General features: G+C 61.7%; 12 protein-coding genes and 2 riboswitches. Of the genes, 10 read left to right on the forward strand and 2 right to left on the reverse strand.

Features of this window, described 5'->3' with window-relative positions; translation table 11 throughout:
- Nucleotides 1-52: 52 nt before the first annotated feature.
- The 9 genes from cysT (at nucleotide 53) to BSP75_RS16105 (ending at nucleotide 8698) form a co-directional block, all read left to right on the forward strand.
- A complete protein-coding gene (cysT, locus tag BSP75_RS16065; protein ID WP_075113857.1) occupies nucleotides 53-892 on the forward strand; it encodes a sulfate ABC transporter permease subunit CysT in 840 nt (279 codons plus the stop codon).
- Nucleotides 889-1779: a sulfate ABC transporter permease subunit CysW gene (gene cysW, locus BSP75_RS16070; protein ID WP_075113858.1), complete on the forward strand. Its 891-nt coding sequence runs from the start codon at nucleotides 889-891 to the stop codon at nucleotides 1777-1779. Before cysT ends, cysW begins: the two co-directional genes overlap by 4 nt.
- A 23-nt stretch (nucleotides 1780-1802) precedes the next feature.
- The gene (locus BSP75_RS16075) at nucleotides 1803-2870 is read left to right on the forward strand and encodes a sulfate ABC transporter ATP-binding protein (protein ID WP_075113859.1); all 1068 of its coding nucleotides are present in this window, start codon (nucleotides 1803-1805) and stop codon (nucleotides 2868-2870) included.
- A gap of 123 nt (nucleotides 2871-2993) precedes the next feature.
- Entirely contained in the window at nucleotides 2994-3941 is a 948-nt protein-coding gene (gene cbl / locus BSP75_RS16080; RefSeq protein WP_075113860.1) for an HTH-type transcriptional regulator Cbl, read from the forward strand.
- A gap of 201 nt (nucleotides 3942-4142) precedes the next feature.
- On the forward strand, nucleotides 4143-5354 hold the full coding sequence (locus BSP75_RS16085; RefSeq protein ID WP_075113861.1) for a threonine synthase: 1212 nt from the start codon (nucleotides 4143-4145) through the stop codon (nucleotides 5352-5354).
- A complete protein-coding gene (locus tag BSP75_RS16090) occupies nucleotides 5351-6016 on the forward strand; it encodes an amino acid ABC transporter permease (protein WP_075113862.1) in 666 nt (221 codons plus the stop codon). The genes BSP75_RS16085 and BSP75_RS16090 overlap by 4 nt, the downstream gene beginning before the upstream one ends.
- Nucleotides 6017-6444: 428 nt before the next feature.
- A complete protein-coding gene (locus tag BSP75_RS16095) occupies nucleotides 6445-7107 on the forward strand; it encodes an amino acid ABC transporter permease (protein WP_075113863.1) in 663 nt (220 codons plus the stop codon).
- A complete protein-coding gene (locus BSP75_RS16100) occupies nucleotides 7104-7865 on the forward strand; it encodes an amino acid ABC transporter ATP-binding protein (protein WP_075113864.1) in 762 nt (253 codons plus the stop codon). Before BSP75_RS16095 ends, BSP75_RS16100 begins: the two co-directional genes overlap by 4 nt.
- Nucleotides 7862-8698 carry a transporter substrate-binding domain-containing protein gene (locus BSP75_RS16105; protein ID WP_075113865.1) on the forward strand — a complete coding sequence of 279 codons (837 nt, stop codon included), beginning with the start codon at nucleotides 7862-7864 and terminating at the stop codon, nucleotides 8696-8698. Before BSP75_RS16100 ends, BSP75_RS16105 begins: the two co-directional genes overlap by 4 nt.
- Before the next feature lie 152 nt (nucleotides 8699-8850).
- Here BSP75_RS16105 and gbpA read toward each other — a convergent pair whose 3' ends face one another.
- Nucleotides 8851-10275 carry an N-acetylglucosamine-binding protein GbpA gene (gene gbpA, locus BSP75_RS16110; RefSeq protein WP_075113866.1) on the reverse strand — a complete coding sequence of 475 codons (1425 nt, stop codon included), beginning with the start codon at nucleotides 10273-10275 and terminating at the stop codon, nucleotides 8851-8853.
- Nucleotides 10276-10340: 65 nt separating this feature from the next.
- Nucleotides 10341-10426: riboswitch (cyclic di-GMP riboswitch) on the reverse strand.
- 264 nt (nucleotides 10427-10690) lie between these two features.
- Nucleotides 10691-12373, reverse strand: a complete 1683-nt coding sequence (locus BSP75_RS16115) for a methyl-accepting chemotaxis protein (RefSeq protein ID WP_058053908.1) — start codon at nucleotides 12371-12373, stop codon at nucleotides 10691-10693.
- Between the two features lie 271 nt (nucleotides 12374-12644).
- Here BSP75_RS16115 and BSP75_RS16120 point away from each other — a divergent pair, with 271 nt between their 5' ends.
- Entirely contained in the window at nucleotides 12645-14489 is a 1845-nt protein-coding gene (locus tag BSP75_RS16120; protein WP_075113867.1) for a M3 family metallopeptidase, read from the forward strand.
- Nucleotides 14490-14825: 336 nt separating this feature from the next.
- Nucleotides 14826-14903: riboswitch (cyclic di-GMP riboswitch) on the forward strand.
- Nucleotides 14904-14994: the final 91 nt, after the last annotated feature.

Raw genomic sequence — 14994 nt, forward strand, 5'->3', positions numbered from 1 at the left:
AGAGTGCGCAGAATCACCATATCGAAAATTCTTCATAACAGATGGATGTGTTATGCGATTTGGTTCTTATTCTGTCCTGCCCGGTTTTGGCCCCACCCTGGGGTTCAGCCTGCTCTATCTGGGCCTGCTGGTGCTGTTGCCGCTCTCGGCCTTGGTGCTGTTTGCGGTCAACAACCTCACCGCCGCCGAGTTCTGGCAGGTGATCGGTTCACCCCGGGTGCTCGCCTCCTTTCGTCTGAGCTTCGGCGCGGCCTTTATCGCGGCACTGCTCAACAGCCTGTTTGGCCTGATCCTGGCCTGGATCCTGGTGCGCTACACCTTCCCCGGTCGTCGGTTGGTGGATGCGCTGATCGACCTGCCATTTGCCATGCCGACCGCCGTCTCCGGCATCGCCCTGTGCGCCATCTTCGCTCCCAACGGCTGGATCGGCCAGCTGCTGGCGCCGTTCGGCATCCAGCTCGCCTACAACCCCATCGGCGTAGTGATTGCGCTCACCTTTATCGGCTTGCCGTTCGTGGTGCGGACCCTGCAACCGGTACTGCGGGAAGCGGAGAGCGAGCAGGAAGAAGCCGCAGCCAGCCTCGGCGCCGATCGCTGGCAGACCTTCCTGCGGGTGCTGTGGCCGACCCTGGTGCCTGCCCTGCTCACCGGTTTTGCGCTGGCGTTTGCCCGCGCGGTGGGGGAGTACGGCTCCGTCATCTTTATCGCCGGCAACTTGCCGATGGTCTCCGAAATCGCGCCGCTGATGATCATGAGCCATCTGGAGGAGTATGACTACGCCGGTGCCTCCGCCATCGCCGTGGTGATGCTGCTGATTTCGTTCATTTTGTTACTGCTAATCAACAAGTTGCAGGCCTGGAGCTGGTCTCGCATCGGAGGGAGCCGGATATGAGTTCATCTGCTATCGCCATTGAGGTGGCCCCGGTGGAGGCGACCCCCGTTCGCAAGGCACCGGTCGTGATCCGTGAACCCCAGTGGGTCAAGTGGCTGCTGATCACGGTCGGTTTGGGCTGGTTTGCCGCCCTGCTGTTGCTGCCGCTGGCCACCGTCTTTATTCAGGCGCTGACGCCGGGTCTCGCCTTCTTCTGGCACGCCATCAGCGAACCGGATGCTCTGAGTGCCCTCGGGCTGACCGCCCTGGTCACACTTTGCGCGGTTCCTCTCAACCTGTTGTTCGGGATCGCGGCGGCCTGGGCCATTGCCCGCTTCCGCTTCCCCGGTCGCCAGCTGCTCATCACCATCATCGATCTGCCGTTCTCGGTGTCGCCGGTGATCGCCGGTCTGATGCTGGTGCTGCTGTTTGGCAGCCGCGGCTGGTTTGGCGACTGGCTGAGCGAGCACGACATCAAGATCATCTTCGCGACGCCGGGGATCATTCTGGCCACCACCTTCATAACCGTGCCCTTCGTGGTGCGAGAGCTGCTGCCCCAGATGGAGGCGCGCGGCCCGGAAGAGGAGGAGGCGGCCATCATGCTGGGGGCGAGTGGCTTGCAGATGTTCTGGCGCGTCACCCTGCCCGGCATCCGCTGGAGCCTGATGTATGGCCTGCTGCTCTGTACCGCCCGCGCGGTGGGGGAGTTTGGCGCTGTGTCGGTGGTCTCCGGCCATATTCGCGGCCAGACCAATACCCTGCCGCTGCATATCGAGATCCTCTACAACGAGTACCAGACTGGCGCCGCCTTCGCGGTGGCGAGCCTGCTGGCTCTGTTCGGGATCTTCACCCTGCTGGGTGAAACCCTGTTGGCCCGGCTGCGTGGTCAGCCCACCAAATCTCACTGAATCACCGTATTAAAGAGGCAGCCATGAGCATTCAGGTTCAACAACTCAACAAGCACTTCAATCAGTACGCGGCGCTGGCAGACATCAACCTCGACTTTCACGACGGTGAGCTGGTGGCGCTGCTCGGCCCCTCCGGTTGCGGCAAGACCACGCTGCTGCGGATTATCGCCGGGCTGGAGCAGGCCGACAGTGGCAGCGTCATCATCCGCGGCGAGGACGCCTCGGATCTCCATGTGCGCGAGCGTAACGTCGGCTTCGTGTTCCAGCACTACGCCCTGTTTCGCCATATGACGGTGTTCGAGAACGTAGCCTTTGGCCTGCGGGTCAAACCGCGCAGCGAGCGCCCGGCCGAGGCGGCCATTCGCGCTCGGGTCAAGGATCTGCTGGATCTGGTGCAGCTCAGCCACGTGGCCGAGCGCTATCCGACCCAGCTCTCCGGTGGTCAGCGCCAGCGGGTCGCGCTGGCTCGCGCGCTGGCGGTACAGCCCAAGGTGTTGCTCTTGGACGAGCCCTTCGGCGCCCTCGATGCGCAGGTGCGCAAGGAGCTGCGCCGCTGGCTGCGCGAGCTGCACGACGAACTGCACGTCACCAGTCTGTTCGTGACCCACGATCAGGAAGAGGCGCTGGAGGTGGCGGATCGGGTGGTGCTGATGAATGCCGGCCGGGTCGAGCAGATCGGCACCCCGGCCGAGGTCTACGACCAGCCCGCCAGCTCTTTCGTCCACAGCTTCCTTGGCAGCGTGAACCAGTTCCGCGGTCGGGTGGCCGAGCAGGGGTTCGGCATCGGCGAGCAGTTGCTCGGCGGGCCGTCGGCTTCCCATCTGGCCCACGGCAGTGCCGCCATCGCCTATGTCCGTCCCCATGAGCTGGAGATCCTGCCAGCCGATGCGCCGGGCGGGATCCGCGCCACCATCACCCGCCTGCTGCCCATGGGGCCACGCATTCGGGTGGAGCTGCGCGGTGATGGTGAGACCAAAGGGGCGCACTACGAGGCGGAGCTGACCAAGGAGGCGGCCAAACTGTTTGCGCCGGGTCAGGGGGTGAGGCTGGTGGCCAGACAGGCGCAGTTCTATCCCGATTACCAGATTTGATGCGGTGTTGCGGGCGGTACGGCCGCCCGGTTCAGGCTGTTAGCCGGGCATGATCCCGGCCATATAACAAAAAATGAGGGTGTTGACCAAGCAGTGTCGCCACCCTTCGCAGGAGGCGACAAGGTGAATTTTCAGCAGTTACGTATTATCCGGGAGGCGGCGCGGCGGGATTACAACCTGACCGAGGTGGCCAACGCGCTCTTTACTTCCCAATCCGGGGTGAGCCGCCATATCCGCGAGCTGGAAGAGGAGCTCGGCATCGAGCTATTTATCCGCTACGGCAAGCGGCTGCTCGGTATGACCGAGCCTGGCAAGGAGCTGCTGGTGATCGCCGAGCGCATTCTCAATGACGCCAACAATATCCGCAAACTGGCCAGCACCTTTGCCAACCGCGACTCGGGCCGCTTGCTGGTGGCTACCACCCATACCCAGGCCCGCTATGCCCTGCCGCGGGTGGTGAAGGCGTTTCGCGAGCAGTTCCCGCTGGTACAACTGGAGCTGCGTCAGGGCAGCCCGGAGGAGATAGTGCGGCTGGTGCAGACCGGCGAGGTGGACATCGGCATCAGCAGCGAGCAGCTCGACAAGAGCGAAGGGGTGGTGGCATTTCCCTACTACCGCTGGCACCACAATATCGTGGTGCCGGAGCAGCACCCTCTCGCAGGCGAGCAGGTGCTGACCCTGGCGGCGCTGGCGAACTGGCCCATCATCACCTATCAGGCGGGGCTGACCGGGCGGGTGCGGGTGGACGAGGCCTTTGCCGAGGCGGGCATCGAGCCGCAGATCCTGCTGACGGCGCAGGACTCCGACGTCATCAAGACCTATGTCGAGCTACAGATGGGGGTCGGCATTCTGGCCGACATGGCGTTCGATGCCCAGCGCGATCAGGGGCTGGTGCAGCTCGATGGCAGCCATCTGTTTGCGCCGCATACCGCCTGGATCGGCCTCAAACAGGGGCAGTTTCATCACAATTTTGCCTGGCAGTTTATCCAGCTCTGCAACCCCGAGCTGGCGCTGGCGGACATTCAGGCCCGCGCCATGGGCAGCGAGCCCGCCCTCGACTTCCAGATTTGAATGGGAAGAGAAGACAAGACAAAAAGGGGAGCCAATGGCTCCCCTTACTTTATTGCTGGCAGATGATATTGCTAGCGAAAACAGACGGCTTCATATGAATTTTTTCACTTAGGTTTGCCAGTTAATTTTGTTTGTTATCCGGTACTTGGGTTGCAGGATGGAATAAGTAACTGACCAAAGTCGACCCATTCAGGATAAAGCATGCCGTATAGCTACCTATCACATCTGCGCTGCAGCAAGAGTGGCGAGATCCATGATGCCGACCAGCCCTGGCAACTGAGCCGGGCAGGTGCGCCACTGCTGGCCAGCTACGATCTCGATGCGCTGAAGCGAGCATGGCACCCGGCGGCATTACTGGGTCGCCCTGCCAGCTTGTGGCGTTATCACGAGTTGTTGCCGGTGCGCGACCCCGCCCACGTCGTGACACTGGGGGAGGGGTTCACCCCGCTGCTGCCACTCCCCACGCTGGGCAAGCAGATCGGTATTCCGGATCTCTGGATGAAAGACGAGAGCGTCATTCCCACCGGTTCCTTCAAGGCCCGTGGTGCTGCGGTGGGCATCTCCCGCGCGCGTGAACTCGGTGTCACTCACTTCGCCATGCCGACCAACGGCAACGCAGGTGCCGCATGGGCGCTCTATGGTGCCCGCGCCGGACTGCGCAGCACCATAGTGATGCCGCAGGCGGCCCCCGCCATCACCCGGCTGGAGACCTCCCTCGCCGGTTCCCGTCTCTATCTGGTGGATGGCCTGATCAGCGATGCCGGTCGCCAGGTGGCGCAGGCGGTAGCGGAGCAATCCTTGTTTGACGCCTCAACCCTGAAGGAGCCTTACCGGATTGAGGGCAAGAAGACCATGGGGCTGGAGATTGCCGAACAGCTGGGCTGGACGTTACCGGATGTGATCCTCTATCCCACCGGCGGCGGGGTCGGCCTTATCGGTATCTACAAGGCGCTGCGCGAGCTGCAGGAGCTGGGCTGGGTCAAGGGGGCGTTGCCCAGACTGGTCGCGGTACAAGCGAGTGGCTGCGCGCCTATTGTGCAGGCGTGGCAACAGAGAGCCACCGAATCGAGCTTCTGGCCCGACTCCCAAACCCTGGCGTTCGGCATCAATGTACCCAAGGCGCTGGGGGATTTTCTGGTGCTGGATGCCCTCTATCGCACCGAGGGTTGCGCCATCGCGGTGGATGACAAGGCCATCCAGAGCGAGATCCGCCAGCTTGCCTCTCGCGAAGGGAGCTTTGTCTGCCCGGAGGGGGCTGCTGCGTTTGCTGCCGCGCGTCAACTGCGCGAGGCTGGCTGGATCCGTGGGGGAGAGCGGGTAGTGGTGCTCAATACCGGTGCCGGAATCAAGTACCCGGACGCGATCACTGTGCTGCCCCAGCGTCTGCAGCGTGACGGGAGGATCCCGGCATGAATCTGGATCTGCCCTTTATCGTCACGACGCTGCCCGCCTTCGGCAAGGCAGTCTGGGTCACCTTGCAACTGGGAACCCTGGTGATCCTCACCTCGCTGGCGGTCGCCCTGCTCAATGTGGTGCTGTTGAGCCTGCACAAGCGGCCTCTCAGCGCGCTGATCCGTGGGTATGTGGAGCTGGCCCGCAACACGCCGCTGCTGATCCAGCTGTTCTTTCTCTATTTCGGGCTGCCTGCGCTGGGCTTGTCGCTCTCCGGGTTTACCACCGCGGTGATCGCCATGACCTTCCTCGGCGGTGGCTATCTGACCGAGGCGCTGCGTGCAGGCATTGAGGCGGTGCCCGCCAGTCAGCTGGAGGCTGGCCGGGCTATTGGGCTTTCCCGCTGGCAACTGCTGCGCCACGTGCAGCTGCCCCAGGCCTGGCTTGCCACTCTGCCCGCGCTGTTTGCCAACTTCATCTTCCTGCTCAAGGAGACGACGGTGGCTTCGGCAGTGGCGGTGCCAGAGCTGCTCTATACCACCAAGAATTACATCGCCCTCTACTACAAGACCTACGAGATGCTGGCGGTACTGACCTTGATGTGCGTGCTGATTTTTCTGCCGCTCTCCCTCGCTCTGCGAGTCGTTGAAAGGAGGCTGCTACATGGTCAGTTCGGTCACTGAATCGCTAATGCAGGCGAGGATCCCGATGTGGGCACTTATCTTCCAGCTGTCACCGTCTCTCGTCACCAAGACGCAGGAAAGGAGGGATCAATATGGTCAGTTCGGTCACTGAATCGCTAATGCAGGCGAGGATCCCGATGTGGGCACTTATCTTCCAGCTGTCACCGTCTCTCGTCACCAAGACGCAGGAAAGGAGGGATCAATATGGTCAGTTCGGTCACTGAATCGCTAATGCAGGCGAGGATCCCGATGTGGGCACTTATCTTCCAGCTGTCACCGTCTCTCGTCACCAAGACGCAGGAAAGGAGGGATCAATATGGTCAGTTCGGTCACTGAATCGCTAATGCAGGCGAGGATCCCGATGTGGGCACTTATCTTCCAGCTGTCACCGTCTCTCGTCACCGAGATGCAGGAAAGGAGGGCTCAATATGGCCAGTTCGATCTCTGAGCAGCTGACGCAGGCGCTGCCACTGCTGGCGGTGGGCGCAGGCCAGACTCTCGCCATCTCGCTGCTGGCCATCCTGTTTGCCACCCTCGGCGGTGTTGTTTACGGCGTGCTGGCGCAACAGGGCGGTCGGTTGGTGCGGGGGCTGCTGCGGCTTTATCTCGAGCTGTTTCGGGTAGTGCCGGTGCTGGTGTGGCTCTATCTCTTTTTCTTCGGGTTGCCGATCTTTTTCGGCCTCGATATGCCGGCCTTCTGGTGCGCCGTGCTGGTGCTCGCCCTCTGGGGGGCCAGCGAGGTGGGGGAGGTGGTGCGCGGTGGCCTCAAGTCCCTCGCCCGTGGTCAGCAGGAGGCCGGGCTGGCGCTCGGGCTCTCGACCTGGCAGCTCTATCGCCATGTGTTGCTGCCGCAGGCGTTGCAGCGGCTGACGCCGCCGACCATCAACATCTACACCCGCATCATCAAGACCAGTTCGCTGGCGGTGCTGATCGGGGTGGTGGAGGTGATCAAGGTGGGCCAGCAGATCATCGAGCGCACCTATGGCTCGCTGCTTATCTACGGTCTGCTGTTCCTGTTCTTTTTTCTGGTCTGCTATCCGCTCTCGCTCGCCTCGCGCCGGCTGGAGCAACAATGGGGTAATGCGGTATGACACCTCTGCTTGAACTCGGCTCTGTCAGTAAACAGTTTGGCCCGAATCGGGTGCTGGATCGGATCAGCCTCAGCGTGCGCGCCGGGGAGGTGATCGTCATTCTGGGGCCGAGCGGCTGCGGCAAGAGCACCTTGCTGCGCACCCTGAACGGGCTCGAACCCATTCAGGGAGGCGACATTCGCTTCGATGGTGTGTTGCTGGATGGCGCCACCGACTGGCAGCGGGTGCGCCAGCGGATCGGCATGGTGTTCCAGAGCTATCACCTGTTCCCCAACCTGACGGTGCTGGAGAACGTACTACTTGGCCCCCTGCAGGTGCAAAAGCGGGAGCGGGCAGAGGCGCGGCTGCAAGCCGAGCAGTTGCTGACCCGCATCGGCCTGTGGGAGCGGCGCCACGACTATCCGCGCCAGCTCTCCGGCGGCCAGCAGCAGCGCATCGCCATCGTGCGGGCGCTGTGCATGAACCCGCAGGTGATGCTGTTTGACGAGGTGACCGCCGCCCTCGACCCCGAGATGGTGCAGGAGGTGCTGGAGGTGATCCGCGATCTCGCCGGCAGCGGCATGACCCTGCTCATCGTCACCCACGAGCTGGCCTTCGCCCGGGCGGTGGCGGATCGCATCGTCTTCATGGATGGCGGCCACATTCTGGAGCAGGCCGCACCCCACCAATTTTTCGACAATCCCGGGAGCCTGCGTGCGCGCCAGTTCCTCGCCAAGTTTTCTTATACAAATGTCATCAAACGAAAGGAGTCAGCATGAAAAAAATAACCTCGGTTCTGTTTAGTGCCTTGTTGGGGCTGGGTCTCGCCAGCGGCGCTGCCCATGCGGCGGACGGTTCCCTCGACAAGATCAAGGCGCGGGACAAGCTCATCGTCGGCGTCTTCACCGACAAACCACCGTTTGGCTATGTGGACGAGAAGGGGAACTATGTCGGTTTTGACACGGATCTGGGTCGCCGCTTCGCCAAGGACCTGCTGGGGGACGAGAACAAGATCGAGTTCGTGGCGGTGGAGCCCGCCAGTCGCATCCCCTTCCTGCAGAGCGACAAGGTGGATCTGATCCTCGCCAATATGACGGTGACCCCGGAGCGGCGCGAGGTGGTGGATTTCACCAACCCGAACCTGCGAGTGGCGGTACAGGTGCTGGTGCCGGAAGGGAGTCCGGCCAAGAAGCTCGATGATCTGGCCAGCAAGACCCTGATCGTCACCACCGGCACCACGGCCGACATCTGGCTGACCCGCAACCATCCGGAGTGGAAGGTGCTCAAGTTCGAGAAGAATACCGAATCCCTGCAAGCGCTGGCGCAGGGGCGCGGTGACGCCTACGCCCAGGACAATCTGGTGCTGTTCAGCTGGGCCAAGGAGAATCCGGGCTACCGGGTATTGCCCGAGAAGCTGGGCTCGGAAGATCCCATCGCCCCGGCGGTGAAGAAGGGCAATATCGAGCTGCGTGACTGGGTCAACGACCGTCTCGCCAAGCTGGGGGAAGAGAAATACCTGCTCAAGCTCTATGACCAGTATGTGCGTGACAAGTTGAGCGCCGATACAGATCCCAACGATGTGATCGTCGAAGGAGGAAAATGGCAGGGTTAATGGACAAGCCCTGTTCTGAAGAGTGTGTTGAGTGTGTGAAGTAAGTGAAGAGTGATGTCTTGGTTCCGTTGGTCTGCAAACCGCAAGGTTTGGCCTTTCAAGGCGTCCCCCGTTCGGGGGGACGCCTTTTTTTATGGTTGCGCTTGCGCGGATCAGTTCAGCTCAATCCAGGCATCTTGCCAGTGGGAGCCGACACCCGGCTCATAGTGGGTGGCGGTGGTGGCCCACTGCACGCAGTAGCCGCTGTAGGGGAAGGGCTTGCACTGATAGATCTTGCCGTTTTTCGGCTGCAACACCCTGGTGCCAGCGGTGTAGGACTTGATGTCGTTCGGGAAGCGGAACTGGTAGTCGCCGCCACTGCTCTGCTCCTTGAACATCAGATCCAGGGTCTGCTGGAGGGTCTCGCCACCCGCTTTCGGGGTGGCCTTGATCACCAGCTGGTGGTGACCTGCCGTGAGCCCTTCCAGAGCCATGGTGAAGGTGTGGCTGCTGTCTTTGATATCTGCACGGCTTTCACCCCTGGCGACGCCGCCGTGATCATAGAGGGTGTTGGAAACGGCCAGATCGCCCTGTGCGGTGACGGTAAAGTCCAGGGTTGCCTTGCCGTTGTCCAGCACATAGTCGCTGGCCAGACCGCTGACGCTGATGCTGTCCACCACAGGCGGTTGCTGCTGTTGCAGGTCAATCTCGACCCGCTCCAGTTTGCTGTCGCGTTTCAGATAGACGGGGTTCATGCCGTAGATCGGATTGAACTGGCCATCGGCCCCTTGCTGACCGGCGCGGATCTGGCTCTGCTCGGCGTTGATCTTGCTGGCGAGGGCGTGGGCCCAGTTGTTCTTCTGGCCCTGCTCGGCAGTGGCGATGATCAGCACGGTCTGCAGTTCGGGACGTTCGCCGTTGGTATCGAATACCCGGGTCATCGCCTTGTCACCCACCGCGAGGTCGATGGAGGGGTAGATGGTGCCTGCCTGGCTCCACTCCAGCGGCGGCTGGCTGCCATCTTTGAACTTGGCATCGATGATGTTGTAGAAGCTGTTGCTGGTGTCGCCCACTTCCCACACGCCGAGGATCAGTTGATAACCGCTGCGCTCCGGCAGGGTGCAGTTGTGGGTCACCTGCTTGGGCGGTTGCACCATGTTGCCGTCGATGACGCAGAAGGGGGTCAGGTCGAACGAGGCGCGGGTGAGCGGCTGGTTGGGGTTCCAATCCTGCTTGGTGAGGTAGTAGCGCCAGTTGCGGGTGACGTGGTTGGCGGTGAAGGTCCAGCTGATGGCAAACGGGCCGGGTTGTACTTCGCGTTTGGTCCAGCGATCGCTGGTCTGGATGTTCAGCTCGCTCCAGCGCGGGCTGCCCGCCGAGGCGATTTGACCATCTTGCGGGCCGGTTTGCGGGAAGCCGGAGGGGCCCTCCACGCTTTGCGGTTCCCATTGCACGCCGCCACACTGGCTATTGCCGCCGGTGTTGCACAGGTAGTTGCGGCTCTCGGGCTGCTTGATGTAGCCATGCGCAAGGGCGCTGCCGCTGGCCAGCAGCGCCAGCACCGCGGCGATGTGATTGAGTTGGATTTTTGCTGCCATACATTCCTCTGTTCGACAGATGTGGGCAGTCAGTTGGCCGGGGGATTCCCCGATGCACACTGGCGTGTGGCAACCCCGCTATCCTGGACAACATGTCTGTAGACCGGAGGCTTTGCGTCCCGACCTTTCGGTCAGTTTGCCAAATGACTGGATGGGTATTGATGGGCCACATGTTCGGCCATCAGCATTGTGCACCTCATTGATTAATTATTTGAAGTTAAATGTTTAAATACGCCATCAAACGGAGTGCTGCCAATCCTAACCAGTTGTTTTTAAAACGTTCTATAGTTGGTGAACTGTGCCGAACCCCGTTGAATATGCCGATAAGATGCATGCTGATTGCGTGTTGCGGGCGAAAAAAAACCTGCCAGTCGGGCTGGCAGGTCGGGTGACAAGGCGACACGGGTTGACGCCGTCAGTGACGGGCGCGCTGCTCGCCTGAGGCGTGAGGTACGGGCGCCATCATCGGGGCTGCGGTTGACGCCTTGCCCAGTTTGAATACCGCAAGCCGCTCATCCAGGCTGCGGGAGAGACCGGCCAGCAGCTCGCTCTCCTGCGCCAGTTGCGAGGCGGACTGTGACATCTCCAGCGCCGAGTCGTTGATGCCGCTGACGTTGCGGTTCATATCCTCGGCGACCATGCTCTGCTGTTCGGCGGCGGTGGCAATCTGGGTCGCCATGTCGCTCACATGCTGGATGCGGTTGACGATCAGGGTGAGATCCTGCCCCGCCTGCTGCGACTGGTTGACGCTGCTCTCCGCCAGTTTGCGGCTGGTATCCATGGCGTTGGCAGCGGTGACGGCCCGTTGCTGCAGTTGGGCGATGGTGCTCTGGATCTCTTCGGTAGACTGGCGAGTGCGGCTGGCCAGCTGGCGCACCTCGTCGGCCACCACGGCAAAACCGCGGCCTTGTTCGCCAGCCCGGGCTGCCTCGATGGCGGCGTTGAGGGCCAGCAGGTTGGTCTGCTCGGAGATGGCGCTGATGACGGCGGTGACCTCGCTGATCTGCATCACCCCCTCCTTGAGCTGATTGACCTGCACGGTGGCCTGTTCCACCTCGGTGGCCAGCGCCTTGATGCCGTGCACGCTGGCGTGCACGTCACGGTTACCGAGCCCGGCTTCACCGGTGGCCTCTTGAGTATCCCGCGCAGTATTTTCGGCGTGACCGGCCACATCGGAGATGGTAGCGCTCATCTCGTTCATGGCGGTGGCGAGCTGGGCCAGCTGATCCCGCTGGCTGGTGACCGCCTGATTGGTCTGCTCGGCAGAGGCGGCGATGCGCAGGGCTGCATCAGCAACGTTGCGGGCCCCCAGACTGGCTTCCAGCAGGGCATGGCGGATGGCATCGAGACTCTGGTTGGTGCAGCGGGCGACCACCCCCAGCTCATCCTTGCCCTGTACCGGAATGCTCACCATCAGGTCGCCTTTGGCGACCCGCTGCATGGCGTCGTTGATCTGGCCGAGAGGGGCGACGATAGAGTGGGTGATGCGCCAGCCCAGCAGCCCCATCAGCAGGATGGCGATGGCGGTGGCGGTGCCCATCTTCATGTATTGAGCCCAGATGGTCTGCTGAATATCTTGCAGCAACATACCGGAGCCGAGGATCCAGCCCCAGGGCTGATAACCAGAGACCATGGAGAGCTTGTCAGCGGTTTCGCCCGACGGGCCGGTCCAGACATATTGCAGAGTACCCAGCTTGCCACCGCGGGCGATGTCGACCATCTGGTGCCAGAACTGTCCTGCGGTGGCTCCCGTCCCTTCTCCCATGGTCTGGCCGACCAGTTCCGGGCGGATAGGATGCACCAGCATCTTGCGGCTCTCGTCGATGACAAACAGGTAGTTGTTGCCATCAAAGCGCATGTGGGTCAGCAGCTTGCGCGCCTCCTGCTGGGCCTGCTCCGCTGGCAGGGTGCTGGCCAGAAACTGGATCTGGCTCATGGCCTGGCCCAGCACCGCATTGAGCCGCGCCTCCCGCTCACTCATCAGATTGAGTTTGAGCGCGTTGGCCGAGATGAACAGCAGCGAGACAAAACCGACAAACGCCAACGTGAGCAGCAAGATCAATTTGCGGCTCACGGTGATATCACCGAGCTTGAACATGATTAAACCCTCGTTATCCCGTTTTATGGTGGCTCTGTACCGCTGCAGCCAGGTTGTCAAAGTTAACAACTCATTTACTTTCAGCCGTTTGCCGACCTTTTCTAATGAGCGTTTGAACAACAGTATAGCCAGCAGACAGCGCGCCCCACTTTTTGGTAGCGTGTTCAGGCGCATCCCTGCGCAATTTTTGCCGAAGAGTGTGAATGATTTGGCATTTCATCAAAAAAGGAGTGGGGCCCGCTCTGGGTGATCCCATCACAAGAGGGAATTTATGAGTTCCATTGCCAGGAATTACTTCAACCAGCTCAACGCCGACTACCTGCAGGTACACAGGCACAAGGAGGATCTGTTCTGGTCCACCTATATGGGCACCAGCGACGATCAGGCCGGTTTCACTGCGGCCGAGCAGGCCTACAAGGCGTTCTGTGCCAATCCGGCCCGTCTGCCCGCGTTGCGGGAGATGCTGGCGCAGGCCGATGAGGATGATCTCAAGCGCGGTCTGCAAGGCTGGATCGCCTTCTTCGAATGCAATGTCATCGAGGATCCGGCCGCCGCCGCCCTGATGGACGAGCTGGTGGCCGCCGAGGCGGAGCTGTTTGCCCGCCGCAAGGGGCTGAAACTGACCCTGCTGGATGAGCTGGGCCAGCAGGTGGCCGGTAGCCTGCCCGCCGCCAGCACCTCGCTGGCCGCCAGCCCGAACGAGGCGGTGCGCCAGAGCGCGCTCGCCATGTTCCACACCCTGGAGCAGTGGGTGGTCGGCAACGGTTTTCTCGAGGTGGTGGCGATCCGCAACCGCTTTGCCCGCGCCATGGGCTATCGCGACTACTTCGACTACAAGGTGCGCAAGAACGAGCAGATGAGCCCGGCGCAGCTGTTCACCATCCTCGACGACTTCATTGCCCGCACCGACGACCGGCTGCAGCAGAGCCTCGCCGAGCTGAAAGCGGCCAAGGGGGAGGCGGCCCTGCTACCCCACAACCTGCGTTACAGCGTGAGCGGCGATGTGACCCGCCAGCTCGATCCTTACGTGCCCTTCTCGCGGGCGCTGCAGGATTGGGTCGAGAGCTTCCGCCGTCTCGGCATCCAGTATCGCGGGGCGACCCTGACGCTGGACCTGCTGACCCGAGAGGGGAAATACGAGAACGGCTTCTGCCATGGCCCGGTGCCGAGCTTCTTCCAGCAGGGCGAGTGGGTGCCGGCAGTGGTCAACTTCACCAGCCTGGCCGACCCGGCGCAGGTGGGCAGCGGCTGGAACGGCCTCAACACCCTGTTCCACGAGGGGGGACACGCCGCGCATTTTGCCAATGTCACCGGCAACGCCCCCTGCTTCTCACAGGAGTTTCCGCCCACCTCCATGGCCTATGCCGAGACACAGTCGATGTTCTGCGACAGCCTGCTGGACGATGCCGACTGGCTCAAACGTTACGCCCGAGACGCTGCAGGAGAGGCAGTTCCCGATGCCCTCATCAAGGAGATGATCGCCGCGCGCCAGCCATTTCGGGCCTTCAACGAGCGCCAGATCGCGCTGGTGGCCTACTTCGAGCGGGATCTCTACGCCATGGATGAGGCCGAACGCACGCCCGAGGCGGTGTTGGCGCTGGCCCGCCAGTGGGAGCGCAAGATAGTCGGGGTAGAGAGCCCGCGCCCGTTGCTGGCCATTCCGCACCTGCTTAATCAGGAGTCGGCCTGCGCCTATCACGGCTACCTGCTGGCGCTGATGGCGGTGGAGCAGACCCGCGCCTTTTTCCTCAAACGTGATGGCTACCTCACCGACAACCCGCGCATCGGGCCGGATCTGGCCGCCCACTACTGGGGGCCTGGCAACGGCATGAGCCACGATGCGACCCTGCGCAGCCTGACCGGCGAGGGATTCAGCGCCGTGCCGCTGGCGGATGCGTGCAACCTGAGCGCCGCCGAGGCGTGGCAACAGGCTCAAGCCTGCATGGCCGCAGCCCTGCAACGCCCTGCCGCCGGTGAGGGTTCCCCGCTCGACGCCCATATCCGGGTGGTGCACGGCGCAGAGCTTATCGCCGACAACAGCGAGTCGGAAACCCGCATGCTGGCCGATTTCGAAGCGTGGATCGTTAACCATTACCGACGAGCGTCAGCTGCGTAATTCACGGTGCTCCCGGCGATCTGGTCGGGAGCATCGCTTTTCGTGGCTATTTGTTGTCGCAACAGCGTCTGGTGTTGCCATTTTGCGGGTAGGTTGCGACGTGCCCTGTCGCTTTGTAGATTGGGCCCGCAATCTTTTCATCAGATATGTATTCGTATGAACATGACTACGAATAGTGGGTGGCACTGTCATGGAGCCCACAATCCACACGGTTTTGCCTAATTTATCAATAGTGTTTTTTGTCGCTATCTTTGTGCATAAATTTCAAGCAGACCAATCCATTTGATAACCATTCCTATTTTGCCGGATTGACTAAATTGTCCACAACGGCAGAATCGCCCGTCTTGCCACTCCCGATGTGAATCGGGTTCGGAAAGCCTCAGATCTCCGCCCGGAGATGGCTGGGCCGCACATAGGAATATGGCGCTGGTCATCGTTGGTTCTCCTCCTGCTCCTCCCATATCCCAAACATCGGTCACTTGCATCGACCGTGTCGCTGGTATCT

The organism is Aeromonas sp. YN13HZO-058 (assembly GCF_001921245.1).
Taxonomy (GTDB): Bacteria; Pseudomonadota; Gammaproteobacteria; order Enterobacterales; family Aeromonadaceae; genus Aeromonas; species Aeromonas allosaccharophila.

Excerpts from the sequence above, each read along its gene's own strand:
- BSP75_RS16085 (WP_075113861.1), top strand. The coding sequence starts at position 4,143 with ATGCCGTATAGCTACCTATCACATCTGCGCTGCAGCAAGAGTGGCGAG.
- BSP75_RS16115 (WP_058053908.1), bottom strand. The coding sequence starts at position 12,373 with ATGTTCAAGCTCGGTGATATCACCGTGAGCCGCAAATTGATCTTGCTG.
- BSP75_RS16100 (WP_075113864.1), top strand. The coding sequence starts at position 7,104 with ATGACACCTCTGCTTGAACTCGGCTCTGTCAGTAAACAGTTTGGCCCG.
- gbpA (WP_075113866.1), bottom strand. The coding sequence starts at position 10,275 with ATGGCAGCAAAAATCCAACTCAATCACATCGCCGCGGTGCTGGCGCTG.
- BSP75_RS16120 (WP_075113867.1), top strand. The coding sequence starts at position 12,645 with ATGAGTTCCATTGCCAGGAATTACTTCAACCAGCTCAACGCCGACTAC.
- BSP75_RS16075 (WP_075113859.1), top strand. The coding sequence starts at position 1,803 with ATGAGCATTCAGGTTCAACAACTCAACAAGCACTTCAATCAGTACGCG.
- BSP75_RS16095 (WP_075113863.1), top strand. The coding sequence starts at position 6,445 with ATGGCCAGTTCGATCTCTGAGCAGCTGACGCAGGCGCTGCCACTGCTG.
- BSP75_RS16105 (WP_075113865.1), top strand. The coding sequence starts at position 7,862 with ATGAAAAAAATAACCTCGGTTCTGTTTAGTGCCTTGTTGGGGCTGGGT.
- BSP75_RS16090 (WP_075113862.1), top strand. The coding sequence starts at position 5,351 with ATGAATCTGGATCTGCCCTTTATCGTCACGACGCTGCCCGCCTTCGGC.
- cysT (WP_075113857.1), top strand. The coding sequence starts at position 53 with ATGCGATTTGGTTCTTATTCTGTCCTGCCCGGTTTTGGCCCCACCCTG.
- cysW (WP_075113858.1), top strand. The coding sequence starts at position 889 with ATGAGTTCATCTGCTATCGCCATTGAGGTGGCCCCGGTGGAGGCGACC.